4 protein-coding genes and 1 pseudogene are annotated in these 17,296 nt (G+C 74.3%); 4 read left to right on the plus strand and 1 reads right to left on the minus strand.

Features of this window, described 5'->3' with window-relative positions; all coding sequences use genetic code 11:
• Positions 1–212: pseudogene (locus ABZS58_RS12460) on the minus strand (sensor histidine kinase KdpD); the annotation flags it as partial.
• 186 nt (positions 213–398) lie between these two features.
• On the opposite strand from ABZS58_RS12460, the gene ABZS58_RS12465 reads away from it, so the two are divergent.
• From ABZS58_RS12465 to ABZS58_RS12480, 4 genes are all read left to right on the plus strand, one after another.
• Entirely contained in the window at positions 399–635 is a 237-nt protein-coding gene (locus ABZS58_RS12465; RefSeq protein ID WP_354780582.1) for a hypothetical protein, read from the plus strand.
• A 15-nt stretch (positions 636–650) separates the two neighbouring features.
• Positions 651–1,784 carry an SPFH domain-containing protein gene (locus tag ABZS58_RS12470; RefSeq protein WP_354780584.1) on the plus strand — a complete coding sequence of 378 codons (1,134 nt, stop codon included), beginning with the start codon at positions 651–653 and terminating at the stop codon, positions 1,782–1,784.
• Positions 1,785–2,024: 240 nt separating this feature from the next.
• Positions 2,025–16,493, plus strand: coding sequence for an amino acid adenylation domain-containing protein (locus tag ABZS58_RS12475; RefSeq protein ID WP_354780586.1), 14,469 nt, complete (start codon positions 2,025–2,027; stop codon positions 16,491–16,493).
• Positions 16,490–17,272 carry an alpha/beta fold hydrolase gene (locus ABZS58_RS12480; RefSeq protein ID WP_354780588.1) on the plus strand — a complete coding sequence of 261 codons (783 nt, stop codon included), beginning with the start codon at positions 16,490–16,492 and terminating at the stop codon, positions 17,270–17,272. Before ABZS58_RS12475 ends, ABZS58_RS12480 begins: the two co-directional genes overlap by 4 nt.
• Positions 17,273–17,296: the final 24 nt, after the last annotated feature.

Consider the following 17,296-nt stretch of genomic DNA (forward strand, 5'->3'; position numbering starts at 1 on the left):
AATTGTGTGCCGCGGTAGGTGATGGTGCGGCGGGGGATGGTTTCGAGGCCGGCGAGCATGGCTTCGGTGAAGGGCCGGTTGTGGGTTTCGACGAACCCGACGACGACGTCGGTGCCGCGTTGCAGGCGGCGGCGGGCCTCCTCGAGCATCTTGTAGGTCTTACCGACGCCGGGCGCGGCGCCGAGATACACCCGCAACTCTCCCCGCGCCATACATCCACCGTACGTTCTCCGCGGGGCTGATCGAGGCCGGCCCGCCGGTCGGGGCCGCTCAAGCGGCGGCCCGCGGCCCGGGGCACACGCGGTGGCGCGGCGGGTGCACAATCTGGATCGCACACGTCACGACGCGCGGGAGCCTGGGATCACGCGGAGCGGGCGACGGGGTTGGGAGAGCAGCCGGTGCGCGGTCAGTCGCTGGTCGGCAAGGTCGGCGTGGTGGTCACCGCCGTACGCGGAGGCGACCGGCCCGGGGAGATCCGGGTCGTCGTCCAGGGTGTGCCGCACCACTATCTCGCCTACGCCGTCCAGCCGCTGCCGTCCGGCGCCCACGTGCTCGTCGTCCATTTCCGCGGCGCGCGCCAGGTCGACGTCGAACCGTGGCCGCCGATGCCCGGAGGTCACACCACCACTGGCTGAGAGAGGCCGACCATCATGTTCGGTTATCGAGTGCCCGCCCCCAACGAGGCCCTGCTGATCAGCGGCCGGAAGCAACGCGGGGCCGATGCGCTGCCGTTCAAGATCGTGACCGGGCACGGCGCGTTCGTCGTGCCCGTCTTCTCCAAGGCGACCCACCTGACGCTCGCCATGCAGGAGGCGGAGGTCGAGGAGGACTGCTACACCCAGCAGGGACTGACCCTGTTCGTGCGTGCCGTCATCGCGTTCAAGGTCGGCGACGACCACGAGTCGATCGCCGCCGCGGCCCGCCGCTTCCAGGGTGACCAGTCGCAGATGCCCGTCCTGGTCGGCCGGATCTTCAGCGGGCACCTGCGCAGCATCATCGGCAGCATGACCGTCGAGTCGATCATCAGGGAGCAGCAGACCCTGGCCGACGCGATCGTCGACGCCAGCAAGACCGAGATGGCCCGCATCGGCCTGGACATCGACTCGCTGCAGATCAGCAGCATCGACGACAAGGGCGTCGGATACATCAAGGCCCTGGCCGCCCCGCACCAGGCGAGGGTCAACCAGGAGGCGAACGTGGCACAGGCGGTCGCGGACCAGGCCAGCGCGATGGCGCGCCAGGAGAGCATGCGCAACCAGGCCGAGTACGCGCGGCAGACCGCCATCGCCCAGGCGCGCTATCAGGCCGAGATCGACCAGGCCCAGCAGACCGCCGCGCAGGCCGGTCCGCTCGCCGCCGCGCAGGCCCAGCAGCACGTCCTGGTCGAACAGGCCATCGTCGCGCAGAAGAACGCCGAACTGCGCCAGGCCGAGCTCGTGGCCGAGGTCATCCGGCCCGCGCAGGCCGAGGCCGAGCGGATCGTCACCCTCGCGCGCGCCGAGGCCGACGCGACCAAACTGTCCGCCGAGGCCGCCGCCGCGCAGGACCGCATCGCCCTGGACCAGCTCGTCATCCAGCAGCTGCCCGAGCTGCTCCGGGCCGCCGCGCAGGGCCTGCAGGGCGCCAACCTCACCGTCCTGGACGGCGCCGAGGGCCTCAACAGCGTCGTCGCCTCGCTCGCCGCGCAGGGCACCGCCCTGCTGGACGCCGTGCGCAAGGGCATGACCGCGGCACCGGTCGACAGACCCGCCACGACCGCGATCGCGCGCCGCGACGCGGACTGACGCCCGGCCGGCGGCGCTCGCCAGCCGCAGGCGGGGTTAGGGGATCCCCTAGAGAAGGCCGGAGGCCATTTACCACCGGTGGGTGCGGAGATCCAATAGCAGGGTCGGGGGGTCACGAGCCCGCTCCGGCTGTCCCACGCAGCACCAGATCCGGGCCGTCGCCGGTGCGACACCGAGCCGCCGTGGTGCTCCTGCGCCCCTGGGCGTCCCGACGACGCCGTCCTAGTCGAGGAGCCGGCCGTGTACCCAGCCAAGGACGATGTCGAGGCGTGGATCGTCGCCCGGCTGGCGGAGCACACGGGGCTCGCCGCCGGCGCCGTCGACCCGGACGCGGTGCTGGCCGACTTCGGGCTGTCCTCCCGCGACGCCCTGACCCTGATGGGGCAGCTGGAGGAGCAGCTCGGCCGCCCGCTGTCGCCCGTGCTGTTCTGGGAGCACCCGACCGCCCGCAGCCTCGCCGCCCACCTCGGCGGCGGCGCCGACCCGTCCCCCCGGACCGTCGACAGCGACCCGGCGGGACGGTCCGGGGACGGCGCGGCGATCGCGGTCATCGGCGCCGGCTGCCGCTTCCCGGGCGCCGACAGCCTCGACGAGTTCTGGACGCTGCTGGACGAGGGCCGCGAGCCGACCGGCCCCGACCGTGGGCTGCTGCGGCAGATCGACGCGTTCGACGCGGAGTTCTTCGGGATCGCCGCCAAGGAGGCCGCGCACGTCGACCCGCAGCAGCGCCTCCTGCTGGAGGTGGCCTGGGAGGCGCTCGAACACGCCGGGATCGCACCGGGCAGCCTGGCCGGCAGCCGGACCGGCGTCTTCGTCGGCATCAGCGGCAGCGACTACGGGCGCCTGCAGGCCGCCGAGGGCACCGAGCTCAGCCCGTACAGCGCGACCGGGCAGGCACTGAGCATCGCGGCCAACCGCGTGTCCTACTTCCTCGACCTCGACGGGCCGAGCCTGGCCGTGGACACGGCGTGCTCGTCGTCGCTGGTCGCCGTCCACCTGGCCTGCCGCAGCCTGCGCTCGGGGGAGACCACGACGGCGCTGGTCGGTGGCGTCAACCTGGTGCGGGCGCCCGGGGTCACCGAGGTGTTCACCCGGGCCGGCATGATGGCCGCCGACGGCCGGTGCAAGACGTTCGACGCCGCCGCGGACGGCTACGCCCGCGCCGAAGGATGCGGGGTCGTCGTGCTGAAGCCGCTCGCGGCCGCGCAGCGCGACGGCGACCCGGTGCTGGCGGTCATCCGTGGCTCGGCGGTCAACCAGGACGGCCGCAGCAACGGGCTCACCGCCCCCAGCGGCGCCGCGCAGCAGCGGGTGGTCCGCGCGGCGCTGCGCGACGCCGGCCTGGCGCCGGCCGACGTCGGCTACGTCGAGGCGCACGGCACCGGGACCGTGCTCGGCGACCCGATCGAGGTGCGCGCGCTGACGTCGGTCCTGGCGGAGGGCCGCACCGCCGGGGAGCCGTTCCTGCTCGGCTCGGTGAAGACGAACATCGGGCACACCGAGGCCGCGGCCGGGATCGCCGGGCTGATCAAGGTCGTGCTGATGGCCCGGCACCGGCGGGTCCCGGCGCACCTGCACCTGCGGGAGCGCAACCCGCAGCTGCCGGCCGACGGGTCGTACGAGATCCCGGTCTCCGGCCGGGAATGGCCGGCGGTGCACGGCCTGCCGCGCACCGCCGGTGTCAGCTCGTTCGGGTTCGGCGGGACCAACGCGCACATCGTCGTGCAGGAGCCGCCGGTCGCCGGGCCGGTGCCGCGCGGCGACGAGCGTCCCCGGCACGTGCTGACCCTCAGCGCCCGCACCGAGCCGGCGCTGCGCGCGCTCGCCGCCCGGTACGCGGCCCACCTGCGCGAGCGGCCCGGCGCCGGAATCGACCATGTCTGCCAGACCACGAACCTGGGCCGCGCCCACCTGCGGCACCGGGCCGCGATGTCCGTCGCGGGCCACGAGGACGCCCTCGCCCGCCTGGACGCCCTCGCCGCCGGCGGCCAGGCGCAAGGGGTCCGGACCGGTTCGGTCATCGGGACCGCCGAGGGCAAGGTCGCGTTCCTGTTCAGCGGGCAGGGCTCGCAGTTCGTCGGCATGGGCCGGCAGCTGTACACCACGAACGAGCTGTTCCGCGAGGAGCTGATCCGGTGCAGCGACATCCTCGAGGACGAGCTGGAGCGGCCGCTGACGGCGTTGCTGTTCCCCGCGCCCGGTGAGCGGGACCTCCTGGACCGCACCCGGTACACGCAGCCCGCCCTGGTCGCGATCGAGTACGCGCTGGCGCAGCTGTGGATGAGCTGGGGTGTGCGACCCGACCTGCTGCTCGGTCACAGCGTCGGCACCCTGGCCGCCGCGTGCGTCGCCGACGTGCTCGACCTCGCCGACGGGCTGCGGCTGGCGGCCCGCCGCGGGCGGCTCGTCGCGCAGCTGGCCGGGCCCGGGTCGATGCTGGCGGTGTTCGCCGGCGAGGCGGCCGTCCGCGACGCGATCGCCGCGTCGGGCGCCGGCGCCGGGCTCGGTGTCGCCGCGGTCAACGGCGCGGAACAGGTGACCGTCTCCGGTCCCACCGCCGCGGTCGAGGCGCTGCGGCAGCGGCTGGAGGCGGACGGCGTCGGCACCCGCCCGGTGCCCGCCTCGCATGCGTTCCACTCGCCGACGATGCGCGCCGCCCGCGAGGCGTTCAAGCCGGCGGCCCGCGCCCTGGAATACCGGCCGCCGCGGATCGACCTGGTCAGCGACCTCGACGGGCGGGTGTTCGACCCGACCCACCGGCCGGACGCCGCGTACTGGGAGCGGCACCTCGAGGCGACCGTGCGGTTCGCCGACGGGCTGCGCACCCTGGCCGAGCGCGGCTGCACCACGTTCGTCGAGGTCGGCCCGCAGCAGGCGTTGCTCGGCATGGGCCGGCGCGAGATCGGCGCCGGGCTGTGGCTGCCGTCGCTGCGCCGCGGCGTCGAGGACTGGGAGGTCCTCACCGAGGGCCTGGCCCGCCTGTACGCCGCTGGCCGGCCCGTCGACTGGGCGGCCGTCCACCACGGGCACCGGCGGTCGCGGGTGCCGCTGCCGACCTACCCGTTCGAACGCAAACGGCACTGGCTGCCGTCATCCGGGCCGGCGGCGGACCCGCCGCAGACGACATCCGAGGTCATCGTGGAGCATCAGACCCCTTCGCCGGACCCGATCCTGGCCGCCCTCGGGCAGGTCGTGTCGACGCTGCTCGAACACGACGGCACGGTCGATCCGGACCTGTCGTTCCTGGAGCTGGGCGCCGACTCCATGACGCTGTTCCAGACGCTGCAGACCATCCAGAAGACGTTCCAGGTCGCCATCCCGATCAGCCAGCTCTTCGAGGACGTCAACACGCTGCGCCGGGTGGCGGCGTACATCCACGAGCACGCGCCCGCCGACGTCCTGGCCCGGTACTCCCCACAACCGCAGGCCGCGGTAGGGGCAACGGTAGGGGCAACGGCGCGGGCAACGGCCGGCGGCAGCGACCCGCTCGCCCGGCTGCTCGACGCCCACCTGCGGGTGATGGACGACCATCTGCGGCTGATGAACCGGGTGTACGACCAGATCGGCGGCACCGGCACACCCGAGGGCAGCACACCGACGGTGCGGCCCGCCATCGCCCTGGCGCCCAGCGACACCTACGTCGCGTTCCAGCCCAGGCCGTCCGCGCCGAAGGCCGGCCTCGGGGAGACCCAGCGGGCGTTCGCCGACGCGCTCATCGCCAGGTTCACCGCCCGCACCCGCGGCTCGATGGCGCACGCGGCCGGCGAGCGCGGCGGCCACGCCGACGTCCGGCACGCCCCGCAGCCGTACCCGCAGCTGCGCGACACGCGCTACCCGATCGTCGTGACCGGCTCGCAGGGCTCCAAGGTCCGCGACGTCGACGGCAACGAGTACATCGACCTCACCATGGGCTTCGGCGTCAACCTCTTCGGCCACAACGAGCCGTTCATCAACGAGGCGATCGTCGCGCAGCTCGGCGAGGGCATGCAGCTCGGCCCGCACACGCCCCTGGCGGCCGAGCTCGGCGACCTGATCCGGGAGCTGACCGGCAAGGAGCGGGTGCTGTTCTGCAACACCGGATCCGAGGCGGTCATGGTCGCGGTCCGGCTGGCCCGCGCGGTCACCGGCCGCAACCGGATCGCGCTGTTCGCCGGCGCGTACCACGGCTCCGCCGACCCGATCCTGGCGCGCCAGGACATCGAGGGCGCCTCCGGCGAGTCGGTGCCGATGGCGCCGGGGGTGCCGCCCGAGGTCAGCGCCAACGCGCTCGTGCTGCCCTACGGCGACCCCGCCTCCCTCGACGTGCTGCGCGACCGGGCGGGCGAGCTCGCCGCCGTGCTCGTCGAGCCGGTGCAGAGCCGCCGCCCCGACCACCAGCCCGTCGAGTTCCTGCGGGAGCTGCGCACGCTGACCGAGCAGACCGGCGTCCCGCTGATCTTCGACGAGGTGATCACCGGGTTCCGGATGCACCCGGGCGGCGCGCAGGCCATGTGGGGCATCGAGGCCGACCTGACGACCTACGGCAAGGTCGTGGGCGGGGGGATGCCGATCGGTGTCGTGGCCGGCGCGGCCCGGTTCCTCAACGCGGTCGACGGCGGCGCCTGGCAGTTCGACGGCGCGCCCTACCCGCACTCGGTCCGCACGTTCTTCACCGGTACCTTCTGCAAACACCCCCTCGCCATGGTCGCCGGCCGTGCCGTGCTGCGCGAACTGCGCCGGCTGGGCCCGTCGGTGCAGGAGGACCTCAACCGCCGGGTGGCGGACCTCGGGCGGCGCCTCGACGACGTCTTCGCCGCGGCCGGCGTGCCGGTGCGCACAGGGGTGTTCGGTTCGCTGTTCCGGCTGCGGTTCCTGCAGGAGGCGCCGCTGTCCGAGACCGTCGAGCTGTTCTACATGATGCTGGTCGAGCGCGGCCTGTACATCTGGGAAGGCCGCAACTGCTTCCTGTCCCTCGCGCACACCGACGCCGACGCCGACCGGATCGTCGCCGCGGTTGCCGGGACCGTCGAGGCGATGACCGCGGCCGGCTTCTTCGGCGGCCGGAAGATCCGCGACGGCGAGAGCTACCCGCTCAGCCACGCGCAGCGCGACATCTGGCTGCTCGACCAGATGAGCCCCGATCATTCGCTCGCCTACAACGAGACGATCCTGCTCGCACTGGACGGCGAACTGGACACGGCCGCGTTGCGCGGTGCCCTCGACGAGGTCGTCGCGCGGCACGACAGCCTACGGACCGTCTTCCTCACCGACGGCTCCGGCCAGCGCGTCGAGCCGCCATCGCCGGTGGACCTGCCGCTCGTCAACCTCGTCTGCGGACCCGGCGGATACGACGGGCCCGCGCGGATGCACGCCTGGCTGCGGGAGCGGGCGGGCGAGGTGTTCGACCTGGCGACCGGCCCGGTGCTCAGGGCGGCGCTGCTGCGGCTCGGCCCGGCGCAGCACACCCTGTACCTGGCGGTGCACCACTCGGTCATCGACGGCTGGTCGTTCAGCGTCGTGCTCGACGAACTGCTGCACTGCTACGCTGCGCGCCGCGCCGGCACCCCGTCGGCGCTGCCCGCGCCGGCCCGCTACCAGGACTTCGTCCAGCGGCAGGCGCAACGCGTCGACGGCGCCGCCGGCCAGGCCGACACCGCGTACTGGACGCAACGCTTCGCCGACGGGTTCCCGATCCTGAACCTGCCCGCGGACCGGCCCCGGCCCGCGCGGACCGCGCGCAGAGGCGGGCGGATCGAGTTCGCCGTCGACCAGCGGATCGCGGACCTGGCCACCGCGGAGAGCCGGCGGTGGGGCGTCACCACGTTCACCGTCATGTTCGCCGCGTACGGGCTGCTGCTGCACCGGCTCGCCGGCGACGACGTGGTCGTCGGGGTGCCCCTCGCCCAGCGCGACCACGACGGCGACGACCGCCTCGTCGGCAACTGCAGCACCGTGCTGCCGGTCCGCAGCCGGCTGCCCCGCGGCGTCAGCGCCCGCCGGTACGTCGAGGGCATGCAGCGCACGCTGGTCGAGGCGTACCTGCACCCGGGCTTCACCGTCGAGGCGATCCGGGAGCACCTCGCCGACCTCGCACCCGGCATGCGCCTGTTCGGCTCGTTCTTCAACCTGGACCGCCCCGCCGGTACACCGTCCGCCGACGGCCTCGACCTGCGGGTGCTGCGCACGTCGCGGCGCTACACGAAGGCCGACTTCGAGGTCGACATCCTCTGCGTCGGCCGCACGATGACCATCACGTTCGAGTACGACGCGGAGATCTTCGACGAGGCGACGGTCCGCGGGCACATCGGCGCCTACGAGCGGCTGCTCGACGACCTGCTGAGCCGCCCGGACGAGCCGGTCGAGCACCTGGTCGCGCCGCCGGTCGCGGTCCCCGCCCCGGTCCGGCCGGAGGTCTCCGCCGGCGCGGGGACGATGCTGGAGGCGACGCTGCCCGCGCTGTTCGAGGCGCAGGCACGGCGCACCCCGGCGGCCACCGCCGTCATGGCCGGCGACGAGACGCTGACGTACGCGGATCTCAACGCCCGCGCCAACCGGCTGGCCCGGCTGCTGCGCGAGCGCGGCGCCGGCCCGGAACGCGTCGTCGCCCTCGCGGTGCCCCGCTCCACCCACCTGGTGGTGGCGGCCCTGGCCACCGCCAAGGCCGGGGCGGCGTTCCTGCCGCTGGACATCGCCCACCCGCCGGCCCGGCTGGAGCAGCTGCTCGGCGACGCGCGGCCCGTCGTGGTGCTCAGCACCGCCGAGGTCGCCGACCGGCTCCCGGCCACCGGCACGGTCCTGGTGCTGGACGACCCGGCGACCGCGGCAGCCCTCGCCGGGCGCGAGCTCGGCGACCTCGGCGACACCGGCCGCGGCCTGCTGCCGGGCAACGCCGCGTACGTCATCTACACCTCCGGCTCCACGGGCAGGCCCAAGGGCGTCGCCGTGCCCCACGAGGGCATCGTCAACACGCTGCGCTGGTGGCAGAGCGAGGTGCGGCTCACCGCCCGCGACCGGACGATGCTGAAGACCCCGCTGACCTTCGACCCGTCGGTGCACGAGCTGTTCTGGCCGTTGTGTGTCGGCGCGGTACTGGTCGTCGCCGACCATGACGGCCACCACGACCCGCGCTACCTGGTGTCGCTCATCCAACGCGCCGGCGTGACGTCGGTGCAGTTCGTCCCCAGCACCATGCGCGAGTTCCTTGCCGAACCTGACGTCGCCGGCTGCACCACGCTGCGGCACGTGCTGTGCGGCGGCGAAACCCTCGGAAGCGGCCTCGTCGAACGCTTCTTCGAGGTCCTGGACATCGACCTGTACAACCTCTACGGCCCGACGGAAGCGTCGATCGAGTCGACGTTCTGGCGGTGCCGGCCCGGGACGCCGCCCACCGCCGCGGTGCCGATCGGCCGCCCGATCAGCGGCGTGCGGGCGTACGTGCTGGACGAAAACCTCGACCCGGTGCCGCCGGGCACCGCCGGTGAGCTGTACGTCGCCGGCAACGGCCTGGCCCGCGGCTACCTCAACCGGCCCGACCTCACCGCGGCCGCGTTCCTGCCGGACCCGTCGGGTGCGCCCGGCGCGCGCATGTACCGCACCGGCGACCTGGTCCGCTGGTCGGCGCAGGGCGAGCTGGAGTTCATCGGCCGCGGCGACACGCAGGTGAAGGTCCGCGGCGTCCGGGTCGAGCTCGGCGAGGTCGAGGCGGCGCTGCGGACCCTGCCCGGCGTCGCCGACGCCGCGGTCCTGACCCGCCCGGCCGGCCCTGCCGACGGACAGGACCAGCAGCTCGTCGCCTACCTCGCCGCCGGTGAAGCCCTCGACCCCGACGCCCTCCTGCAGCGGCTCCGCACGCTGCTGCCGCCGGCGTGCCTGCCCAGCCACTTCGTCACCCTGCCCGCGCTGCCGACGCTGACCAGCGGCAAGACCGACCGGCACGCCCTCGCCGCGCTGCCGCTGACCACGGGCCGGAACCCGCGCACCTATGTCGCGCCGCGCACCCCGGTGGAGGCGCGGCTGCTGGCGATGTGCGCGGAGATCCTCGACCGGCCGGACCTCGGCGTCCTCGACGACTTCTTCACCGCCGGCGGGCACTCGCTGCTCGCCACGCGGCTGGTCGGCAGGATCCGGTCGGCGTTCGCCGTCGAGATCCCGATCCGCGCGCTGTTCGAGACGCCGACCGTCGCCGGGATCGCCGAGCGGCTCGGCGTGGGCGGCGCACCGGTCCGTCCGGCGCTGCTGGGCACCGTCCGTCCGGCGCGGGTCCCCGCGTCCTACGCCCAGCAGCGGCTGTGGTTCCTGTACCGGATGCAGGGCGCGAACGCCGCCTACAACATCCCGGGCGCGCTGCGGCTGCGCGGCACCCTCGACATCGACGCGCTGACGGCCGCGCTGCACGACGTGCAGGAGCGGCACGAGAGCCTGCGCACCGTCTTCGCCGAGGACGGCGAGGGCGTGCACCAGATCGTCCTGCCCGCCGACCGGGCACGGCCCGTGCTGACGGTGGCCGACTGCGGCACCGACGGGCTGGACGCGGCGCTCGCCGCGGCCGCCCGCCACGAGTTCGACCTCGCCACCGAGACCCCGCTGCGGGCGACGCTGCTGCGCATGGACGACACCGACCACGTGCTGTCGCTGCTCATCCACCACATCGCCGGCGACGCCTGGTCGATGGGCCCCCTCGCCGCGGACCTGACCGTCGCCTACACGGCCAGGGCCGGCGGCCGCGCCCCGGCGTGGGCGCCGCTGCCGGTGCAGTACGCCGACTACGCCGTCTGGCAGCACGAGCTGCTCGGACAGGCCGGCAGCACCGCCCGGCTCCAGCTCGAGCACTGGCGAACGGCGCTCGCGGGGCTGCCCGAGCAGCTCGAGCTGCCCACCGACCGGCCCCGCCCGGCGGTGGCCGGCTACGACGGCGACCGGGTCAGCGTCACCGTCCCCGCCGAGCTGTCCGCGGGGATCCGTGACCTGGCCCGCGACCACAACGCCTCCACGTTCATGGTGCTGCACGCCGCGCTCGCCGTGCTGCTCACCCGGCTCGGCGCGGGCACCGACATCCCCATCGGCACGCCCATCGCCGGGCGTACCGACGACAACCTCAGCGACCTCGTCGGCTTCTTCGTCAACACGCTCGTGCTGCGGGCGGACACCGGCGGCGACCCGACCTTCACCGACCTGCTGCGCCAGGTCCGCGACACCGACCTGGCCGGCTACGCCCACCAGGACCTGCCGTTCGAGCGCCTCGTGGAGGACCTCAACCCGGCCCGGACCCTCGCCCACCACCCGCTGTTCCAGGTGATGCTCACGCTGGACACCGAGCAGCGGCACGCGCTGCGCACCGCCGCGGCCATGCCCGGCCTCGACGTCGCCGTCCACCCCGTCCACACCGGCGCGGTGAAGGTCGACCTGACCTTCGAGGTCACCGAGATCGAGCAGGGCGGGCTGGACGTCACCGTCGAATACCGGACCGACCTGTTCGACCACGCCACCGTCACCGCCATCGCCGGCCGGCTGGTCCGCGTCCTGCGCGCGGTCGCCGCCGACCCCGGCCGGCCGATCGCCGGCATCGACATCCTCGAACCGGCCGAGCGGGCCGCCGCCGTCTCGGGCGGGCCCGGCGAACCGGCGTCGTTCGCCCCCGGTGACCTGCTGCCGGAGCTGTTCGAGCGGGCGGCGGCGGCGTACCCGTCGGCGACGGCACTGGCCGACGAGACCGGCGAGGAGACCTACGCGGAGCTCAACGCGCGCGCCAACCGGCTCGCCCGGGCCCTGCTGGAACACGGCGCCGGCCCCGGCGCGCTCGTCGCGCTGATCCTGCCCCGGACGCGGGACATGGTCGCCGCGCTCCTCGCCGTGCTGAAGACCGGCGCCGGATACCTGCCGATCGAACCCGGCCACCCGGCCGAGCGCATCGCCGCGACCCTGGACGACGCCGCGCCGGTGGCCGTGCTGACCACCACCGCCACCGCACCCGCCGCGGGACGCATCCCGCACCTGGCGGTCGACGACCCGCGGCACACCGCCGGACGGTCCGGCACCGACCTGCGCCAGGACGAGCGGACCAGGCCGCTGCACCCGCACGACACCGCGTACGTGATCTACACGTCCGGGTCCACCGGCCGTCCCAAGGGCGTCATGGTCAGCCACCACAACGTGGCGCGGCTGTTCGCCGGCACCCGGCAGTGGTTCGAGTTCGGGCCGGCGGACACCTGGACGCTGTTCCACTCCTACGCGTTCGACTTCTCCGTGTGGGAGCTCTGGGGCGCCCTCGCCCACGGCGGCCGCCTCGTCGTCGTGCCGGCGGCCGTCAGCCGCGACCCGGCCGCGCTCCTGCGGCTGCTGGAACGCGAGCGGGTCACCGTGCTCAACCAGACCCCGTCGGCGTTCCACCAGCTCGCCGCCGCCGACCGGGAGACCTCGGGCAGCCGCCTGCACCTGCGGTACGTCATCTTCGGCGGTGAGGCCCTCGACCTGGCCCGCCTCGACGACTGGTACTCCCGCCACGCCGACGACGCGCCGCGCCTGGTCAACATGTACGGGATCACCGAAACCACCGTGCACGTGTCCTACCACGCGCTGGACCGGGCCCGCGCCGCCGCGGCCACCGGCTCCACCATCGGGGTCAACCTGCCGGACCTGCGCGTGTACGTGCTGGACGAGCAGCTGCGGCCGGTGCCGCCCGGGGTCCGCGGCGAGCTGTTCGTCGCCGGCGACGGCCTGGCCCGCGGCTACCTGCACCGCCCGGCGCTCACCGCCGACCGGTTCGTCCCCGACCCCTACGGCCTGCCCGGCGAGCGCATGTACCGCACCGGCGACCTCGCCCGCTGGACCGGCGACGGCGAACTGGACTACCTGGGCCGCGCCGACGACCAGGTCAAGCTGCGCGGCTTCCGGATCGAGCTCGGCGAGATCGAGGCGGCGCTGCTGAGCTGTCCCGGCGTCACCGACGCGGCCGCGATCCTGCGCGAGGACCGGCCCGGCGACAAACGCATCGTCGGCTACGTCGCCGGCGACGTCCCCACCGCGACGGTGACGACCCACCTGGCCGGGCTGCTGCCCGCCTACATGGTGCCGTCGGCGCTGGTGCCGCTGGACCGGCTGCCGCTGACCCCGAACGGGAAACTCGACCGGCGGGCACTGCCGGCCCCCGCCCACGACAGCGTCGCGGGCCGCGCGCCCCGCACGCCGCGCGAACGGGCGCTGTGCGACCTGTTCGCCGAGGTGCTCGGCGTCGCCGAGGTCGGCGTCGACGACAGCTTCTTCGACCTCGGTGGGCACTCGCTGCTGGCGACCAGGCTGGCCAGCCGGGTGCGGTCGGCGCTCGGCGTCGAACTGGCCATCCGGCAGTTGTTCGAGACCCCGACGGTCGCGGGCCTGGCCACGGCGCTGGACGCGGCCGGCGTCCGCGACGGCGCGGGCCGTCCCGCGGTGGTCGCGCCCGACCGGCGCCCGGAGCGGGTGCCGTTGTCCTATGCCCAGCAGCGGCTGTGGTTCCTGCACCGCTTCGAGGGCCCGAGCGCCACCTACAACATCTCCATGTCGCTGCGGCTCACCGGCGCACTGGACGTCGACGCGCTCCGCGCCGCGTTCACCGACCTGGTCGAGCGGCACGAGAGCCTGCGGACCACCGTCTTCGAGGTCGACGGCGTCGCGCTGCAACGGATCGTGCCGGCGGACGCGGCACGGCCCGGTTTCACCACGGCGACCACGACCCGCCGCAAGGTGGCCGCCGCGCGGCTGGCGGCGTCCAACCACGCGTTCGACCTCACCGCCGAGCCGCCGATCCGGGTGTGGCTGTTCAAGGTCGCGCCGGACGAGCACGTGGTGACCGTGGTGCTGCACCACATCGCCGCCGACGCGTGGTCGATGGAGCCCCTCGCCGGCGACCTGGCCGAGGCGTACACGGCCCGGCAGCACGGGCGGGCGCCGCGGTGGACGCCGCTGCCGGTGCAGTACGCCGACTTCACCCTGTGGCAGCGGGACCTGCTCGGCCGGGAGGACGACCCGGCCGGCCTGGCGTCGCGGCAGCTGGCGTACTGGCGCGACACCCTCGCCGACCTGCCGGAGGAGCTGGCGCTGCCGGCCGACCGGCCGCGTCCCGCCGAGTCCACCTACGCCGGGCAGGTCGTGCCGTTCGAGCTTCCCGCGGCGCTGCACACCGCGCTGCTGGACGTGGCCCGGCAGTGCGGCGCGAGCCTGTTCATGGTCGTGCAGGCCGGCCTGGCCGCGCTGCTGACCCGCCTCGGCGCGGGCACCGACATCCCTCTCGGCAGCCCGGTCGCCGGGCGTACCGACGAGGCACTGCACGGCCTGATCGGCTTCTTCGTCAACACGCTGGTCCTGCGCACCGACACCTCGGGCGACCCGACCTTCCGGGAGCTCGTCGGCCGGGTCCGGCAGGTCGACCTGGGCGCCTACGAGCACCAGGACGTGCCGTTCGAGCGCCTCGTCGAGGTGCTCAACCCGACCCGCGTCCGGTCGCGGCACCCGCTGTTCCAGGTGATGCTGTCGCTGGAGAACACCACCGATGTCGAGGTGGCCCTGGACGGCCTGTCGATGCGGCAGGAGCCGGAGGAGACGTCCACCGCGAAGTTCGACCTGTCGTTCGGGCTGCGGGAACGCGCCGGCGGCGGGCTGGACGGCGAGCTGGAGTACAGCGGCGACCTGTACGACCGGGACACCGCGGAACTGCTCGCCGAACGGTTCACCCGCCTGCTGCACGCCCTCGCCCAGAACCCGGACGCCCGCTGCGGCGACGTGCCCGTGGTCACCGGCACCGAACGCGACGCGCTGCTGCGCGCGGCGGTGGGCGAGCCGACCGGCCCGTCGCCGGCGCGGACCGTCGTCGACCTCATCGAGACCCAGACCCGCAAGGCCCCGGACGCCGTCGCGGTCGTCCACGGCGAGGACCGGCTGACGTACCGCGAACTCGGTGAGCGCGCCGACCGGCTCGCCGGCGCCCTGCGCGAACGGGGCGTGGTCACCGACACGGCCGTCGGTGTCCTGGTCGAGCGCTCCGTCGACATGGTCGTCGCGGTCCTCGGGGTGTGGAAGGCCGGCGGGGCGTTCGTGGCGCTGGACGTCGCCGGTCCCCGGGAGCGCCGGGTGGCGATGCTCGCCGACGCGGCGGTCACCGTCGTGGTCACCACGACCACCCACCGCGCCGGGCTGGACGGCCTGCCGGTCGACAGCCTCTGCCTCGACGCGGCGATGGACACGGTCGCCGAGCGCGGCTGGGCGGTGCCGGACGCCCTGGCCTACGTGCTGTTCACCTCGGGCTCCACCGGGCGGCCCAAGGGTGTCCTGGTCGAGCATCGTGGCCTGCTGTCGGTGTACGAGGGCTGGGCATCGGCCTACCGGCTGCCGGGCAGGGTGTCCGCGGTGCTGCAGATGGCCGCCTTCGGCTTCGACGTGTTCGTCGGTGACGTCGTCCGCGCGCTGTGCTCCGGCGCGAAGCTCGTGCTGTGCCCGCGCGAGACGCTGCTCGAACCCCCGGCGCTGCTGGACCTGGTGCGCCGGGAGCGGATCGACTTCGCCGAGTTCGTCCCGCTGGTCGTCAAGGGCCTGGCGCAGCACCTCCTGGCGAGCGGGCAGCGCCTGGACACGTTCAAGACGCTCGTCGTCGGCTCGGACACGATCTACCAGCAGGAACTCGCCGACCTGCGGCGGCTGCTGCCGGTCGGCGCCGACGTCGTCAACTCCTACGGGCTGACCGAGGCCACCATCGACAGCACGTACCTGGTCGTGCGGGACGCGGCACCCGACGAGGCGGCGGGCTCCGACGACTTCCGCAGCCTCATCGGCGGGCCGTATCCGAACGCCGAGGCGTACGTGCTCGACGCCGCGATGGGCCTGGTGCCGCCCGGCGTGCCCGGCATGCTGTACGTCGGCGGCCCGGGCGTGTCCCGCGGCTACCTGGGCCGGGCGGGGGAGACCGCGGCGGCGTTCGTGCCGCACCCGTTCAGCGACACGCCCGGCGCCCGGCTGTACCGCACCGGCGACCTGGTCCGGCACCGGCGGACCGCCGACGGGCCGGTCATCGAGTACCTCGGCCGCGCCGACACCCAGGTGAAGATCCGCGGCTTCCGGATCGAACTGGGTGAGGTCGAGGCCGCCGTCCGGGAGGTCACCGGCGCCGACGGCGTCGTGGTCCTTGATCGGGACACAGATCGAAACACAGACCGGGACACCGACGGGGGCACAGACCGCGACACCGGCCGTCGCCTGGTCGCCTATGTCGCCGTCGGGGAACAGCCGGAGCCGCCGCCGGTCGAGCGGTGGTACGACCGGCTGCGCGAACGGCTGCCGCAGTACATGGTGCCCGACGGCTTCGTGCCGCTGCCGCGGCTGCCGGCCAGCGCCAACGGCAAGGTGGACGTGGCCGCGCTCCGGGCCCGCGACACCGCCGAGGTGCTCGTCGCCGCCCGGCCCTACCTCGCCCCGCGCACCGACCTGGAGCAGCGGCTGGCCGACATCTGGGCCGACGTCCTCGGCGTGGCGAGGGTCGGCGTCGACGACGACTTCTTCGCGCTCGGCGGGCACTCACTCGTCGCGATGCGGGTCGTCGCCCGGGTCGGCGAACGGCTCGGCAAGGCGATGCCGCTCAGCATGATCTTCGAGTGCTCGACGGTCGCCACCCTCGCCAAGGGTCTCGGCGAGCTCGGCGACACCCGCTCCGACTTCGTCAGCACCGAGATCGTCCCGGTGTCGCGGGAGCGGGTGACCCGCCGATGACCACACCGTCCGTCCCGGACTGGACGACCTGGGTGCCGCTGCGCGGCGGCGGCCCCCGGCCGGCGCTGCGGGTGTTCTGCCTGCCGCATGCCGGCGGTGCCGCGTCGGCGTTCCGGCAGTGGACCGCCGGCGTCCCCGACGGCGTCGAGGTGTGCGCGGTCCAGCTGCCCGGCCGCGAGACCCGCTTCGGTGAACCCTTCGCCGATGGCATCGCCGAACTCGCCGGGCCGCTCGGCCGGGCCCTGCTGCCGCTGCTCGACGTGCCGTTCGCGCTCGTGGGCAACAGCATGGGCGCCCTCGTCGCCTACGAGGTCGCCCGCCAGTTGGAGCAGCGGTTCCTGCTCACGCCGGTGCGGCTGGTCGCGGCGGCCGCCCACCCGCCGGGTGCCGCCCCGTCCCGGCCGGACCTCGCCGGGCTGGACGACGACGCGTTCGTGGCGATGCTGCAGGGCCGGTACGGCGGCATCCCGCAGGAGATCCTCGACCAGCCGCAGTATCTCAGCGCGTACCTGCCGGTGCTGCGCGCCGACCTGGCGATGATCGACGCGTACCGGCCGTCCGCCCGCACGCCGCTACGCTGCCCCGTCACCGCGCTCGTCGGCGAGGACGACCACAGCCTGACCCTCGCCCAGGCGGACGGCTGGCGGGCGAGCACGGGCGCGGCGTTCGACAGCCAGGCCCTTCCCGGCGGTCACTTCGGCCTGTTCACCCAGCGGGACCTCGTGCTCGACCGGCTCCGCGCCGAGGCCGGGTCGCCGAGCCCCGCATTCGTCTCATAGGTTCGTCTCGTAGGAAGGCACCCG

It is taken from the genome of Dactylosporangium sp. NPDC005555 (assembly GCF_040605635.1).
GTDB lineage: Bacteria > Actinomycetota > Actinomycetes > Mycobacteriales > Micromonosporaceae > Dactylosporangium.

What these genes read in the sequence shown, in the direction of transcription:
- ABZS58_RS12480 (WP_354780588.1), top strand. Translation starts at nt 16,490, where the DNA reads ATGACCACACCGTCCGTCCCGGACTGGACGACCTGGGTGCCGCTGCGC.
- ABZS58_RS12470 (WP_354780584.1), top strand. Translation starts at nt 651, where the DNA reads ATGTTCGGTTATCGAGTGCCCGCCCCCAACGAGGCCCTGCTGATCAGC.